General features: G+C 66.8%; 11 protein-coding genes. 8 read left to right on the top strand and 3 right to left on the bottom strand.

Annotated features, from left to right (window positions below; all coding sequences use genetic code 11):
• The first annotated feature begins 7 nt into the window (after positions 1-7).
• The 5 genes from ACP7EY_RS08450 (at position 8) to ACP7EY_RS08430 (ending at position 5,015) form a co-directional block, all read left to right on the top strand.
• Positions 8-1,663: a glycoside hydrolase family 10 protein gene (locus ACP7EY_RS08450; RefSeq protein ID WP_426192386.1), complete on the top strand. Its 1,656-nt coding sequence runs from the start codon at positions 8-10 to the stop codon at positions 1,661-1,663.
• Positions 1,663-2,595 (top strand): BadF/BadG/BcrA/BcrD ATPase family protein, encoded by a 933-nt coding sequence (locus ACP7EY_RS08445; protein WP_426192384.1) that lies wholly within the window; start codon positions 1,663-1,665, stop codon positions 2,593-2,595. Before ACP7EY_RS08450 ends, ACP7EY_RS08445 begins: the two co-directional genes overlap by 1 nt.
• A gap of 4 nt (positions 2,596-2,599) precedes the next feature.
• The gene (locus tag ACP7EY_RS08440) at positions 2,600-3,424 is read left to right on the top strand and encodes an N-acetylmuramoyl-L-alanine amidase (RefSeq protein WP_426192382.1); all 825 of its coding nucleotides are present in this window, start codon (positions 2,600-2,602) and stop codon (positions 3,422-3,424) included.
• 79 nt (positions 3,425-3,503) lie between these two features.
• Entirely contained in the window at positions 3,504-4,400 is an 897-nt protein-coding gene (locus ACP7EY_RS08435; RefSeq protein ID WP_426192380.1) for a LysR family transcriptional regulator, read from the top strand.
• A gap of 3 nt (positions 4,401-4,403) precedes the next feature.
• Positions 4,404-5,015, top strand: coding sequence for a M15 family metallopeptidase (locus ACP7EY_RS08430; protein WP_426192378.1), 612 nt, complete (start codon positions 4,404-4,406; stop codon positions 5,013-5,015).
• On the opposite strand, the gene dacB is transcribed toward ACP7EY_RS08430, so the two are convergent.
• On the bottom strand, positions 4,997-6,484 hold the full coding sequence (gene dacB / locus ACP7EY_RS08425) for a D-alanyl-D-alanine carboxypeptidase/D-alanyl-D-alanine endopeptidase (protein ID WP_426192376.1): 1,488 nt from the start codon (positions 6,482-6,484) through the stop codon (positions 4,997-4,999). The two genes, ACP7EY_RS08430 and dacB, sit on opposite strands and share 19 nt — an antisense overlap.
• Before the next feature lie 9 nt (positions 6,485-6,493).
• Entirely contained in the window at positions 6,494-7,732 is a 1,239-nt protein-coding gene (locus ACP7EY_RS08420; protein ID WP_426192374.1) for a nucleoside recognition domain-containing protein, read from the bottom strand.
• A gap of 177 nt (positions 7,733-7,909) precedes the next feature.
• On the opposite strand from ACP7EY_RS08420, the gene ACP7EY_RS08415 reads away from it, so the two are divergent.
• The 3 genes from ACP7EY_RS08415 to ACP7EY_RS08405 all read left to right on the top strand — a co-directional run bounded on the left by ACP7EY_RS08415 (position 7,910) and on the right by ACP7EY_RS08405 (position 13,816).
• Entirely contained in the window at positions 7,910-9,694 is a 1,785-nt protein-coding gene (locus tag ACP7EY_RS08415; protein ID WP_426192372.1) for an ABC transporter substrate-binding protein, read from the top strand.
• A 200-nt stretch (positions 9,695-9,894) separates the two neighbouring features.
• On the top strand, positions 9,895-12,645 hold the full coding sequence (locus ACP7EY_RS08410) for a TonB-dependent receptor domain-containing protein (protein WP_426192370.1): 2,751 nt from the start codon (positions 9,895-9,897) through the stop codon (positions 12,643-12,645).
• Positions 12,646-12,748: 103 nt separating this feature from the next.
• Complete coding sequence (locus ACP7EY_RS08405; protein WP_426192368.1) at positions 12,749-13,816, top strand: S66 peptidase family protein; 1,068 nt, start codon at positions 12,749-12,751, stop codon at positions 13,814-13,816.
• On the opposite strand, the gene ACP7EY_RS08400 is transcribed toward ACP7EY_RS08405, so the two are convergent.
• A complete protein-coding gene (locus ACP7EY_RS08400) occupies positions 13,788-14,477 on the bottom strand; it encodes a hypothetical protein (protein ID WP_426192366.1) in 690 nt (229 codons plus the stop codon). The genes ACP7EY_RS08405 and ACP7EY_RS08400 overlap by 29 nt on opposite strands.
• Between the last annotated feature and the right edge of the window lie 56 nt (positions 14,478-14,533).

Below are 14,533 nucleotides of genomic sequence, written 5' to 3'. Positions count from 1 at the left end.
AGTCGCAGTGCAGTTGAACCTTCACCGACGCGCGCTGGCGCTGGCCTTATGGGCCGCTTGCGCCATGCTCGCCAGTTGCAGCACCACCGTCAAACCACCGTTGTCCAGCGCGCCCGTGCCGGGAGCGTCCCTGCCGGGAGCGTCCCCGCCAGGCGTGCTGCGCCCGCCCGTGGCGCCCGGCACCGCCTTGCTGGCGCCGCCGTCGGCGCCGCGCGAGTTTCGCGCCGTCTGGGTCTCGACGGTGGCCAATATCGACTGGCCCAGCAAGTCGAACCTGAACGCCGCCGAGCAGCAGCGCGAAGCCATCGCCATCCTCGACCGGGCCCGGGCGATGAACCTGAACGCCATCGTGCTGCAGGTGCGCCCCAGCGCGGACGCGATCTATCCGTCGGCCATCGAGCCGTGGAGCGAATACCTGACGGGCGTGCAGGGCACGCCGCCCAAGCCCCTGTACGACCCGCTGGCGTTCTGGGTGGCGCAGGCGCATGCGCGCGGCTTGCAGCTGCACGCCTGGTTCAATCCCTACCGGGCGCGCCAGACGGCGGCGCGCTCGCCGGTGGCGGCGAACCATATATCGCGCACCAACCCGGGCGCCGTCAAAAGCTACGGCAAATACCTGTGGATGGACCCGGGCGAGCCGGCCGCGTCGAAGCAGACGCTCGACGTGGTGCTCGACGTGGTGCGCCGCTACGACATCGACGGCGTGCACATCGACGATTATTTTTATCCTTACCCGATCGAGCCGACCGGCGCCGCCGGCGAAACGCTGGCCCTCGAGAGCACCACGGGCAAGAACGAAGTCGACTTTCCCGACGGGCCGTCGTGGCAAAAATACCTTGCCAGCGGCGGCAAGCTCGAGCGCGCCGCCTGGCGCCGCCAGAACGTCAACGCGCTCATCGAGCGCCTGTACACGGGCATCCACCACGAAAAATCGTGGGTGCTGTTCGGCATCAGCCCGTTTGGCCTGGGCAAGCCGGCCCTGCGTCCGAAAGGCATCGTCGGCTTCAGCCAGTACGACAAGCTCTACGCGGACGCCGAACTGTGGCTGCAAAACGGCTGGCTCGATTACCTCTCGCCCCAGCTGTACTGGGCCATCGAGCAAAAGGGCCAGGCCTATGATGTGCTGCTCGACTACTGGATCGGCCAGAACCGCCAGCAGCGGCATATCTGGCCGGGCCTGTTCACCAGCCGCATCGGCGCGCCCACCAAGGACTATCCGCCGGCCGAAATCGTCCAGCAGATCGGCGTCACCCGCAGCCGCCCGGGCGCGGGCGGCCACGTCCATTTCAGCATGGCCCCGCTGATGGACAACCGCAAGGGCATCAGCGAGCAGCTCAAGGCGGGCCACTACGCCGGCCCCGCGCTGGTGCCCGCTTCGCCGTGGCTGGGCGCAGGTTTACCTACGCTGCCGGGCGCGCCGCAGGTGCGCGCCAGGCGCGAAGGGGCGGGCGTGAGCCTGAAACTGGCGCCCGCCAGCGGCACCACCGCCTACGCCATCTGGACCCGCTACGGCCAGCAGTGGCGCTTTGCCGTGGTCCCGGCGGCCACCGACTACCTGCTGCTGACGGACGATCCGCAACTCGGTGCGCCTGGCGCCGTGTTCGTCAACGCGGTCGACCGGCTGGGCCGGGAGAGTGCGCCGGTGGCGGTGCTGGGCAAATAATGGCGCCGACCACCCGTCCCCCCGCAGCGCGCGCCGCTGGCATGGCCGGCCTGGGCATCGACGCCGGCGGCACCCGCACGCGCTGGGCGCTGGCCGGCGCCGACGGCGCCCTTGTCGCCGAAGGGGAGGTGGCCGGCCTGTCGGCCCTGCAGATGGGCAGCGCGGCCGGCCGCGCCAGCGTCCACGCCAGTTTCGCCGCGCTGGCGCAGGCGGTGCTGCAGCATGGTGCGCCCCGGCGCGTGCGGGCCGGCCTGACTGGCCTGGGCGGCGACGGCGCCACCTTGCAGGACTGGCTGGCGCGGCTGCTGGGCCTGTCGCCGGACGCCGTTCTCCTGTGCAGCGACATTGAAATCGCCTGCCTCGACAGTTTCGCCCCGGGCCAGGGCTACCTCGTCTACGCGGGCACCGGCTCGATCGGCGCCTACATCGACGCCGACCACGCCTTTCACCGGGCCGGCGGGCGCGGCGTCGTGCTCGACGACGGCGGCGGCGGCTTCTGGATCGCCCGCGAAGCGCTGCGCCAGATCTGGCGCCACGAAGACGAAGCGCCCGGCGCCTGGCAGCACTCGGCCATGGCGCGCGCCGTGTTCGCCCACATCGGCGGGTCCGACTGGGACCTGTCGCGCCAGTTCATCTACGGCCAGGAACGGGGGGCGGTGGGCCGGCTGGCGCTCGCTGTTGCCGCCAGCGCCGCGCACGACGGCGCCGCCCTGGCCATCCTGCAAGGGGCGGGCGTCGAACTGGCCCGGCTGGCGCGCGCGCTGACGGCCCGCTTCGGCGTGCGCCCCGTTGTGCTCAGCGGCCGCGCTTCCCACTTGCACCCGGCCATCGAACAGGCCATGCGCGCGGCCTTGCCGGACACCCTACAATTGACCCACACCCACGGGCAGGCCCACCAGGCTGCCGCCAGACTTGCCGCCATCGACCCTTGACCCCATGAAAATCCTGCTCAAACCCGCCCTTACTTTGCTGACCCTCGCCGCCCTCGCCGGTTGCGCCACCACCCCGCCCGGCCCCCGCATCGACACCTCGCTGTCGGCCAAGGCGCAAAGCAGCCGCGCCAAGTTCATCATCGTCCACTACACGGTGACCGACTTGCCCGGCTCCATCCGCGCCCTTACCCAGCAGGGCGTGAGCAGCCACTACCTGCTCACCAACGAGGCCGAGCCCGTGACGTACCGCCTGGTCGACGAAACGCGCCAGGCCAACCACGCGGGCGTGTCGAACTGGAAAAATTTCACTTTACTTAATGGCAGCTCGATCGGCATCGAGATCGTCAATCCCGGCTTTACGGTCGACGCCAACGGCGTGCGCACCTGGTACCCGTTCCCGCAAAAGCAGATCGATGCGCTGATCGTGCTGCTCAAGGACATCGTCGCCCGCCACAACATCGCCCCGGAAAACATCCTGGGCCACAGCGACATCGCCCCCGGCCGCAAGCAGGATCCGGGTCCCATGTTTCCGTGGTTTCAGCTGGCCCAGGCGGGCCTGATTGGGTGGCCCGATGGCGCGCGCGTGACCGCCCTCAAGCCCGTGTACCTGGCGCAGTTGCCGGACGCCGTGTGGTTCCAGAAGAAACTGGCGCAGTTCGGCTACGCCACCCCGCAGACGGGGCAGTTCGATCCGGCCACCCGCGACGTGCTCATCTCGTTCCAGATGAAATACCGGCCCGCCTTCATCGACGGCACCCCCGACGCCGAGACGGCCGCCTTGCTCGAGGTGCTCACCACGCCCGCGCCGGCACTGGCCAAAGCGCCCTGATGGTGCGCGGCGGGCCCCTTTTCCGCTATGCTGCGTGAATCAAGGCCCGCCGCGGTCCATCAACGTCGAGAGTCCCGCCATGCGCCTGCGTCACATCGAAGTGTTTCACGCCATCATGCAGGTCGGCACCATCAGTGGCGCCGCCCAGGTCCTGCACATCTCGCAGCCGGCGGTGACGAAGGTGTTGCAGCATGCCGAGCTGCAGCTGGGTATGCCCCTGTTCGAGCGGGTGCGGGGCAAGCTCTATCCGAAGCCGGAAGCGCACCGCCTGTTTGTTGAAACGGAAAAACTGCACCGCGACCTGCAGGGCATCCGCCGCCTTGCCGCCAGCCTCAAGGGGCGCGCCGTGGAAACCATCCGCCTGGTGGCCACGCCCACCATTGCCATCAGCGTGCTGCCGGCGGCGATGTCGGCCTGGCGGCGCACCTTTCCCAGCACCCGCTGCGAGCTGGCCACGTTTCACACGAGCGAAATCGTCAACGCCCTGCGCCTCGGTGAAGCGGACCTGGCCCTGTCGCTGCAAGACCCGCGCCATCCCGGCATCGTCGCCGAGCCCATCGCCCAGGGCTTGATGACCGTCATCGCCAAGCGCGGCAGCTGGAGCGCCGCCGAGCGCGCCCGGCCGTTCACGCCGGCCCAGCTGACGGGCGAACTGATCGGCCATGCCGACAACGACCCGCTGGGCGAACTGGTCGTCAATGCCTGCGAAGAAGAGGGCGTCACGCCCGTCTTCCACACGGTGGTGCAGACGTACCAGATCGCCCGCTCGCTGGTGGAAGCGGGCGCCGGCATGGCCGTGGTCGATCCGTTCACGGCCGCCTCGGGCGCCGACAAGGTCGAGCGGCGCGTGTGGACGCCGGAAATTCCCGTGCAATTATTTTTACTCACCGCCAGCCATTCGCCGCTCTCGCACGGCGCGCGCGAACTGGCCAACAGCATCGGCGCGGTCGCCCGCGCCTGCATCGAAACGAGTTAGCCCATGAAGCACACGATGGCCAGCGAAGACATCGCCGCCAGCGGCCAGTTCCGCCACCTGTCGACCATCGCCGGCATCGCCGTCGACCTGCGTTACGCCAGCGCGGACAATTTTGTGGGCCGCGACCTGTACTCGCCGCACGACTGCGCCTGGCTGCACAATGATGCCGCCGCCGCCCTCGAGCGCGTCGTCGCCTCGCTGGCGTCGCGCCAGCCCACGTATGGCATCCTGGTGCTCGACGCGCTGCGGCCCCAGCGCGTGCAGCAGCAATTGTGGGACGCCCTCGACGGCACCGACCTGCAGATGTACCTGGCGCACCCGCAGCGCGGTTCGATCCACTCGTTCGGCATGGCGCTGGACCTGACCATCGTCGACGCGCACGGCGCCGAACTGGACATGGGAACCGGCTTCGACGATCTGACCGAGCGCTCGCACCCGGCGCTCGAGCCGGCCCTGCTGGCGCGCGGCGCCCTCACCGTGCAACAGGTGGCCAACCGCCAGCTGCTGCGCGATGCCATGGCGCAGGCCGGCTTTCACGGCATCAGCACCGAGTGGTGGCACTACGATTGCGGCGACCGCGATGTGGTGCGCGAGCGCTACTGGCGGGTGTTGTAGGCGGCGCTGTCGCCGCTCACTGGCAGGCCCTGCCGCGCCACCCAATCGACCAGCGCGTCGAGCACGGCGCGGCCCTTGCCGTCCTTGACCTGGTCGCTATTGATCATCGCCACCACCACGCACTGCTGGCCGCTGGCGTCGCGCACGTAGCCGGCGATCGCCGCCACGTTCGACAGGGTGCCGGTTTTCATGCGCGCGTGGCCGGCCGCGGCGCTGTCCTTGAGGCGCCGGCGCATGGTGCCGTCGACGCCGACGATGGGCATGCTGGCCAAAAATTCGGGCGCCCAGTCGCTGCGCAGGCCCGCTTGCAGCAAGCGGCCCAGTTGCACGGGGCTGATGCGCTCCAGCCGCGACAGGCCGGAGCCGTTCTCCAGCACCATGCCGGTGTCGTCGATGCCGCGCTCGCGCATCCAGCGGCGCACGGCGGCGTCGGCGCGCGTGTAGGTGCTGTCGGTCGAGGCGGCCAGCGGGCGGCTGCCCAGCAGCGCGTCCGCTTCCAGCGCGCCCAGGCTGAGGAAGATGGTGCGGGCGAGGGCGTTGTCGGACGGCTTGTTGATGTCGCGCACGATTTCCGGCAAGGCGCGGGCGGCGTGCTCGGCCAGCAGCATCGCTTCGGGCGCCATCACGCCGTCGACCACGGCGCCCTTGAAGCGCCCGCCCACCTGGCGCCAGCTGGCGCGAAACAGGCGGTCCAGGTAATCCTGGCGGTCGAGCACGTTGACGCTGTAGGTTTTCGCGCACTCGTTCGGAAACGTGCCGTGCAGCATCAGCTTGATCGTGCCGTCCGCCGCGCTGCGCACGTCCGGCGTCTGCCAGCCGTCTTCCCAGCGGGCGCAGGGGACGTCGACCAGGCGCATGTCGGCGTCGACCACCACCTTGGCCAGGGCCGGCTGCATCGTCAGGCGCAGCTTGCCGCCGCGCGAGCGCATGTCGAGCTGGACCATGTTCTTGTTGATCAATAGCGCGTCGGGGATGACGTTGTAATACGCGTCCGGCGCCTCGTCGAAGGGCGGCAGGCCCCGGTCCGTGCGCGCCGGACTGAACAGCGAGCGGTCCAGCACCAGGTTGCCGGCAATCGTCTCGATGCCCTGGTTGCGCAGCGCCTGCAGCATGGTGAGCAGCACCTCGCCGCTGAAATCGGCGTCGGCGCCGCCGCGCAGGACCAGGTCGCCGCGCAGGGTGCCGCCCACCACGGGGGCGCTCGAGCGCAACTCCGTGCGGCCCCGAAACACGGGACCGAGCGTCTCGAGCGCCACCAGGGTGGTGAGCAGTTTCATGGTCGAGGCCGGCTGCATGGGGCGCTCGGCCAGGTGGGCCAGCAAGGGCGCCTCGCCGCGCAGCACCAGCACGCTGATGGCCTCGGGCGCGATGTTGTTGGCCGCCATCTTGCTGGCGACGGGTTCCGGCAACTGGGCCTGGGCCAGCGGCAGGCAGGCCAGCAGGACGGCGGTGGCGAGGCAGCGAACCATGGCGGCTCCTTAGTGAAAGAACAGGTAAGCGACAAAAATGGCGGCGATGATGCCGGCCAGGTCGGCGATCAGGCCACACGAGATGGCGTAGCGCGTCTTGCGGATGCCGACCGAGCCGAAATACAGGGCGACGATATAAAACGTGGTGTCGGCCGAGCCCTGGAACACGCAGGCCAGGCGGCCGACGAAGGAGTCGACGCCGTAGGTTTTCATGGCGTCGATCATCATCGCCTTCGAGCCGCTGCCCGACAGCGGCTTCATCAGGGCGGTGGGCAGGGCGGGGGTGAAGTCTGTATTGAAACCCATCTGCGTGAAAATCCAGGTCAGGCCATTGACGATGTAGCCGAGCACGCCCGCGTTGCGAAACACGCTGATGGCCACCAGCATGCCCACCAGGTAGGGAATGATGGTCAGCGAGGTCTGGATGCCACCCTTGGCGCCCTCGATGAAGGCGTCGTAGACGTTGACGTTCTTGCGCAGGGCGCCGACGATGAAGACGATGATGATCGAAAACAGCACCAGGTTGCTGAACACTTTCGAGAACAGCTCGATGTCCTGCTTGCTGAGGAAATTGGTGAAGTACCAGATCATCAGGGCGATGGCGCCCGTCATGCCACCCAGCCACGACAGCACCACGCCGTTGAGCAGGTTGATGCGCTGGCGGATCGACACGGCGATGATGCCGGTGACGGTGGCGACGTAGGTGGCGATCAGGCAGGGAATGAAAATATCGGACGGATCGCGCGCGCCCAGGATCGAGCGCTGCGCCATGATGGCCAGGGGAATCAAGGTCAGGCCCGAGGTGTGCAGCACGAGGAACATGATCTGGGCGTTGCTGGCCGTCTCTTTTTCCGGGTTCAGCGTCTGCAGGCTTTCCATCGCCTTCAGGCCGAACGGGGTGGCGGCGTTGTCGAGCCCGAGCAGGTTGGCGGAAAAATTCATCACCATGTGGCCCGTGGCCGGGTGGTCGCGCGGCACGTCGGGGAAAATACGCGAGAAGAACGGCGCGATCACTTTCGCCAGCCAGCCCACGGCGCCCGCCTTCTCGCCGATATTCATGATCCCCAGCCACAAGGTCATCACCCCCGCCAGCGGCAGGGCGATGTCCATCACGCCCGTCCTGGCCGATTCGAACGTGCCGTCGATGATGCGCTTGAAAATATCCGTGTCGCCCAGGAACAGCCATTGGGCCACGGCGGCGATGAAGGCGACGATAAAAAAGCCGCACCAGATGTAATTGAGAGCCATGTCGAAGTCGAGCTTGCGTGAAGGATGGGCACGATTGTGCAGCGAGAGTATATGCGCAGTGCAAGTGAACACGATGAAAGTATGCCGGCAGGCCATGCTAAAAAGTTATTCACGGGGGACCATGCTGGCCACGCCGCAGGGCTTCGCTTATGATGGCGCCGAACCCCGGGAAACCTCATGAACCTGAAACACCTCGCCGCGATCGTCCTGCTGGCCGGCTCGGCCCACGCCGCCGAGCGCAAGACCTTGCACCTGTTCCTGTCGACCAGCGAAACGGCGCTCGACCCCGCCGTCGCCTCGGACGCCGCCTCGCTGAGCCTGCTGGAAAACCTGTTCGATCCCTTGTTGCGCTACGACTACCTGGCGCGCCCCGTGCAGCTGCGCCAGAACACGGCCAGCGCCATGCCGGCCATCAGCGCGGACGGCCTCACCTACTCGTTCACGATCCGTCCCGGCATCTTTTTTACGGCCGATCCCGCCTTCAAGGGGCAGGCGCGCGAAGTGACGGCCGCCGACTACGTCTACAGCCTGACGCGCCTGTACGACCCCGCCATCAAGTCCCCCTGGCTCAGTCTGTTTGAGGGCAAGCTGGCCGGCGACCGCCTGTTGCTGGAAAAATTTAGCTACGCCACCCCGATCGCCGGCCTGCAGGCGCCGGACCGCTACACCCTGCGCATCCGGCTGGCCGCGCCCGACAACAATTTCCTGTTTTATCTGGCCACCCCGGCCGCCAGCGTGGTCGCCCGCGAGGTCGTCGAGGCCTATCCGAACCAGGTGGGCAACCACCCGGTGGGCACGGGCCCGTTCATGGTGGGCGAGTGGAAACGCAGCGACAAGATCACCCTGCTGGCCAACCCCGCCTCCACCGCCCGCTTCGGCAGCAGCATCGGCAGTAGCAGCGGCAGCAGCAGCGGCACGCCCGAAGACCAGGCCATCGCCCGGTCGCTGGCGGGCCGCAAGCTGCCCCTGGTCGACCGGGTGGAAGTGAAAATCGCCGAGGAATTCCAGGGCCGCATGCTGGGCTTTTTGGGCGGCCAGTACGATTATCTCGAGCAGGTGCCCGAGTCGATGACGGAGATGGTCATCAGCGACGGCGCCCTCAAGCCGGCGCTGGCCGCGCGCGGCATCACGCTGTACCGCTTTCCCGTGATGCAGACATATTATTTGTGGATGAACATGGACGACCCCGTGCTGGGCGGCTACGGCAAGGACAAGCTGGCGCTGCGGCGCGCCATTTCTCTGGCCTACGACAGTGCCGAAGACATCGCCCTGCTCAAGAAGGGCTTTGCCATCAAGGCGCAGTCGCCCTTGCCGCCGAACGTGCTGGGCTACGATGCCAGCTACCGCAGCCCCGTGCCCTACGACCCGGGCCTGGCCAACGCCCTGCTCGAGCGCTACGGCTACCGCCAGCGCGACCCGGACAGCTTTCGCCGCAGCCCCGCCAACACGCCGCTGACCTTGCGCATGCACAGCGAGGCGACGGCCGGCGGGCGCCTGCGCGACGAACTGTGGCGCAAGAACCTCAATGCGGTGGGCTTGCGCGTGCAATTCATCACGGACAAAAAAACCGAGATCATCAAGGCCTCGCGCTTGGGCAAGGTGATGATGTTCGAGAGCAATTGGATTGCCGATTTTCCCGACGGCGACAATTTTTACCAACTGCTGTACGGCCCCAACAGCGGGCGCGCCAACTACGCCCGTTTTAACCTTCCGGCCTACAATATTCGTTACGAACAAGCGCGCATGCTCACCCATTCTCCCGCCCGCCAGCAGCTCTACCTGGAGATGAACCAGCTCATTCACGCCTACAATCCGTGGGTGCCGCTGACCCACGTGATCTCGGCCGACCTGACCCAAGCGTGGCTTAAAAACTACAAGCGACACCCCGTCGAGTTCACCAACTGGCGTTATCTCGACGTCGACGGCGCCGCCCGCGACCAGGCAATTGCCCCCGCCCGCTAGGGCGCGCAAACGATTTACCCAAGTTGGTGCACGCTGCATTCCAAAAAGTTATGGACCGCCCCGGTTATTTCATTGGCAGGGCGAAAGCGGCTGCGCTTACTCTCAAAATGTCACGTTAATGTAATGCAAAGACATTACTCAAAATTACATGTTTTCCCCACTTGGGAAGGCAACGCACCAGCACTCTAGGAGAGACCCCCGTGAAGTTAAAGAAACTCGCCCAATTGATCGCCCTGATCGGTGTCGTCGGCCCCGCCGTCGCCCAGCAGGCGCCCGCGCCGCAAACCATGCAGCGCGTGGAAATCACCGGTTCGAGCATCAAGCGCATCGCCAAGGAAGGCGCGTTGCCGATCCAGGTCATCACGTTTGAAGACATGGAAAAGCAGGGCATCACCAGTGCCGAGCAACTCATCCGCACCATTTCGGCCAATGGCACGGGGGCTGACAATGCCACCTCGGGCAACAACGTGTTCGGCGCCGACGCCGACCGCGTCAGCGGCGGCGCCTCGTTCGCGTCGCTGCGCGGCCTGGGCCCCAACAGCACCCTGGTGCTGCTCAATGGCCGCCGCATCGCCACCCACGGCGGCAGCGGCAAGGCGGTCGACCTGAATTCGATTCCGCTGGGCGCGATTGCCCGCGTCGAAATTTTGAAGGACGGCGCCTCGGCCATCTACGGCACCGACGCCATCGGTGGCGTCATCAACTTCATTTTGCGCACCAATTACGTGGGCAATGAAATTTCCGGCACCGGTTCGTTCACCCAGGACGGCGGCGGCGCCCAGAAGCGCGCGTCCCTGCTGGTGGGCCGCGGCAACCTCGACACCGACAGCTACAACACGCTGCTGAGCGTTACCGTCGACAAGAATGAAAAACTGGCGTCCAGCCAGCGTGATTTCGCCAACGGCTACCAGCCCTCGCGCGGCCTCTCGCCCGACACCACCGGCACCCCGTACGCCAACCAGTTGAGCGGCGCCGGCACGGCGCTGGGCACCAATTTCAAGGTCCCTGGCGACGCCAACCTGTACCTGCAAGCCAATCCCCTGAGCTTCCAGGGCAAGTGCGACACCGTGGCCGGCATGTCGCAGTACAACACGAACCTGTGGCGCAACACCACTTCGCCCCTGCGCACCACCTATTCGTGTGCCTACGACTACGGCGGCGACTACGTGATCGCGCCCCCGGTCGAGCGCATCAACGCCCTCAGCCGCACCACCTTCCAGTTCAACAAGGACACCCGCGGCTACGTGGAAGTGCTCGCGTCGCGCGCGCGCGTGACGGCCGAGCTGACGCCCGTGCAGATTTCCACTTCTCTGGCCAATGGCAATGCCTATCCCGTGGGCGGCGCGTATTACCAGGACTTGAGCCCGTACATCTCGACCTTCGACAAGACCAAGCCCATCATCTACAAGTGGCGCGCCAACATCGCCGGCAACCGCACCCAGGAAAACACCACCGACAACGCGCGCGTGCTGCTGGGCGTGGAAGGCACGGTCGGCAAGTGGGATTACCGCGCCGGCCTGTCGCGCGCCTACAGCAAGACCGTCACCGACCTCACCGACGGCTACGTCTACACGCTGCCGTTCTATAAAGTGCTCGGTTCCGGCATCGTCAACCCGTTCTCGGTCGACGGCAAACAGACCCCGGCGGCCATCGCCGCCACCGAGGCGACCAAGTTCCGCGGTCACTTCCAGCACGGCCGCACCACCTTGACCCAGTTGGACGCCAACATTTCCGGCGAAGTGTTCAACCTGCCGGCCGGCGCCGCCTCGGCCGCCATCGGCATGGACCTGCGCCGCGAAGGCTACGGTTTTGCCCAGGACGTCGATGCCGCCACCATCCTGCTCTCGCCCGGCAATGCCGCCCTGAACACGGCCTCGCGCGACATCAAGGCCTTCTATGCCGAGTTGATCGTGCCGGTCGTCAAGTCGCTCGAAGTGCAGCTGGCCGTGCGCCGCGACCTGTACAGCGTGATCGGCGCCACCACCAACCCGAAAGTGTCGTTCCGCTTCGAGCCGGCGAGCTTCCTGCTGTTCCGCGGTTCGGCCAACAAGGGTTTCCTGGCGCCTAGTTTTACCCAGTTGTATTCGGCCCAGCTGTCCCAGGAACTGCCAAATGGCGTGACCGATCCCATCGGCTGCCCCGCCAATCCCGGCAATCCCCTGTTCTGCGCGATCCCGCGCCTGCCATATTTCTCCGGCGGCAATCCGAACCTGAAGCCGGAAACCTCGAAGCAGGGCAGCCTGGGCGTGGTCATCGAGCCGACCCGCAACTTCTCCGCCTCGATCGATTACTGGGCGATCAATTCGAAAGACAAGATCCTCAACCGCACCCCGCAAGTGATCCTGCAAAACGCCGCTTTGCTGAGCAATAACATCGTGCGCAATCCGGACAACACCATCGCCTACGTGACGGCGGGCTGGATCAACGCGGCCGGCAGCAAGACGCGGGGCGCCGACATCGGCCTGCGCGGCAATGGCAGCCTCGACAGCTACAAGTGGACCGCCGCCCTCGACGGCACCTACACCCAGAGCTTCAAGTTTGCCGAGATCGCCGGCCAGCCGTACAAGGAGTACGTGGGCCAGTTCTTCACGCGCGACCTGTACCTGCGCTGGAAAACCCGCTCGAGCCTGACCGTGGCCAAGGGCGACTGGAGCGGCGTGCTGTCGCAGAACTTCTCGTCCGGCTACAAGGACCAGTTGCCTGACGGCGGCAAGGCGACCCCGCCGGCCGGCTTCAAGCCGAAAGTCGACAGCTATATCACGTACAATCTGTCGGCCAGCTACACGGGCTTCAAGAACTTCACGCTCACTGGCAGCCTGATCAACCTGCTCAACACCGATCCGCCGTTCACCGCCCACAACGTCGACGAAGTCGTCGGCGCCGGTTGGGACCCACGGGTGGCCGACCCCCGTGGCCGCACCTTGACGGTGCTGGGCAAGTACACGTTCTGATGGGGTGCGCTTGACCGGCAACGGTCAAGCGCCCACGTACAAGCGATCGGCGGCTGCTTCGGCACCGCCGATTTTTTTTGCTGTTCCTTTTTAGCGCAGACGCATGTCCGATTCGATTTCCAGCCGGCGCCGCTTCGGTGGCGCGCTTGCCGCGGCCAGCCTGGCGGCCGCCTTGCCCGCGCATGCGGCCGGCGGCTCGCGGCGCCGTCCCTCTCCCATGACCTTGATCAAACCACCGCGCCTGCGCGAAGGCGACCTGATCGGCCTGATCGCGCCGGCCGGCCACACCAGCGACGACGCCATCGCCAAGGCGGTGGCCAATATCGAAGGGCTGGGGTTTCGGGTGGCGCTGGGCAGCCACTTGCGCGAAGTCCACGGCAACTACGCCGGCGCCGTCGCGCACCGCCTGGCCGACCTGCACGCCATGTTCGCCAACCCGGACGTCAAGGCCCTGTGGTGCATCCGCGGCGGCTCCGGCGCCATCTCCCTGCTGGCCGGGCTCGACTACGCGCTGATCCGCGCCCACCCGAAAATCCTGCTCGGCTACTCCGACATCACCGTGCTGCAGCTGGCCCTGCTGCGGCGCGCCGGCCTGGTCAGCTTTCACGGGCCCGTGGCCGGCTCGACCCTGTCGAGCTATTCCACCGAGCACATGCTGGCCGTGCTGATGGACCCGGCGCCCCGCTACTGCATGCCGATGGCGATGGAAAACGCCCGCCGCGCCGCCGCCGAGCCCCATTTCGGCATCCGCACCGTGCACGCCGGCAGCGCCACCGGCCGCCTGATCGGCGGCAATCTGAGCATGGTCGCCGCCCTCGCCGGCACGCCGTATGGCGCCGATTTCACCGACAGCCTGCTGTATCTGGAAGAAGTCAACGAAGCGCCCTATCGCATCGACCGCTGGCTGACCCAGCTGGACCTGGCGGGCGGCTTGCAGCGGGCCGCCGCGGTGATCATCGGCATTTGCGAGAACTGCGGCCCCGGCCACGAGGACGTCTCGCTCACGCTCGACGAAACGCTCGACCTGCACCTGCAGCCGCTGCGCATTCCCGCCGTGACGGGCTACTCGATCGGCCACATCCGCAACCAGCTGACCTTGCCCGTGGGCGTGCGCGCCACCCTCGACACCGCGCGCCAGACCATCACTTTGCTGGAGGCGGCGGTGCGTTAAGGGCCTGCCCGACGATCTGCGACAGCACCGCGAAGGCGGCCCCCGTCTGCGACGGTTCCAGCAAGATGGTCATCTCGGAAAACGTGCACATCATGTGGACCACGGCGATCTTGTCCCACGCCAGTTTTTTCAGCACCGCGTGATACACGCCGGGCGTCTTGCGCGTTTCCGGATGCAGGCGCAAGGTCAGCGCCGTCAGATTTTCCACCCGCGCCAGCAGGCGTTGCTGGCCGAACGCCTGTTCGACCAGGTGCAGCAGGGGCCCGCTGCACACCACCAGCATTTCATGGACGCCCCGGGTAACGCAGACAAAGGCGCCGTCGTGCGGCTCGGCCAGCGCCAGCAGGTGGCGCTGGCACGCGCTGCTGGCGTCGGCCAGCCGGTAGGTGGAAACGGTTAAATCGGCGCGCGTGGTCAGTTCGCCCAGGCGGGGCGCCAGCAGGACCGGCTGCGCCAAATCGTGCTGCGGCCGGCGCCCGGAGATGCGGCGCAGCGCCATCACGACGGCAGCCTGGCCCACCGGCTTCCACAGGTCCGATTCGAGATGGGGGCGTATCTGGCGCGCCAGTTCGGACAGGTTGAGCAAGCCCGTGGCGATCCCTTCCGTCAAGAACGGCGACTCCGACACGTACTGCTCCACTTTGGTGGCGATCGATTGCATGCGCATCCCATTTCCCGGGCGCGGCCGGGTTCAATGTACAACGAACGTTAAAACGA

The sequence above is a fragment of the Massilia sp. DWR3-1-1 genome, from assembly GCF_049898325.1.
Lineage (GTDB): Bacteria > Pseudomonadota > Gammaproteobacteria > Burkholderiales > Burkholderiaceae_D > JAFCUW01.
Note: the sequence above shows the minus strand (reverse complement) of the source record. Positions and strands in the feature narration are given on the sequence as shown.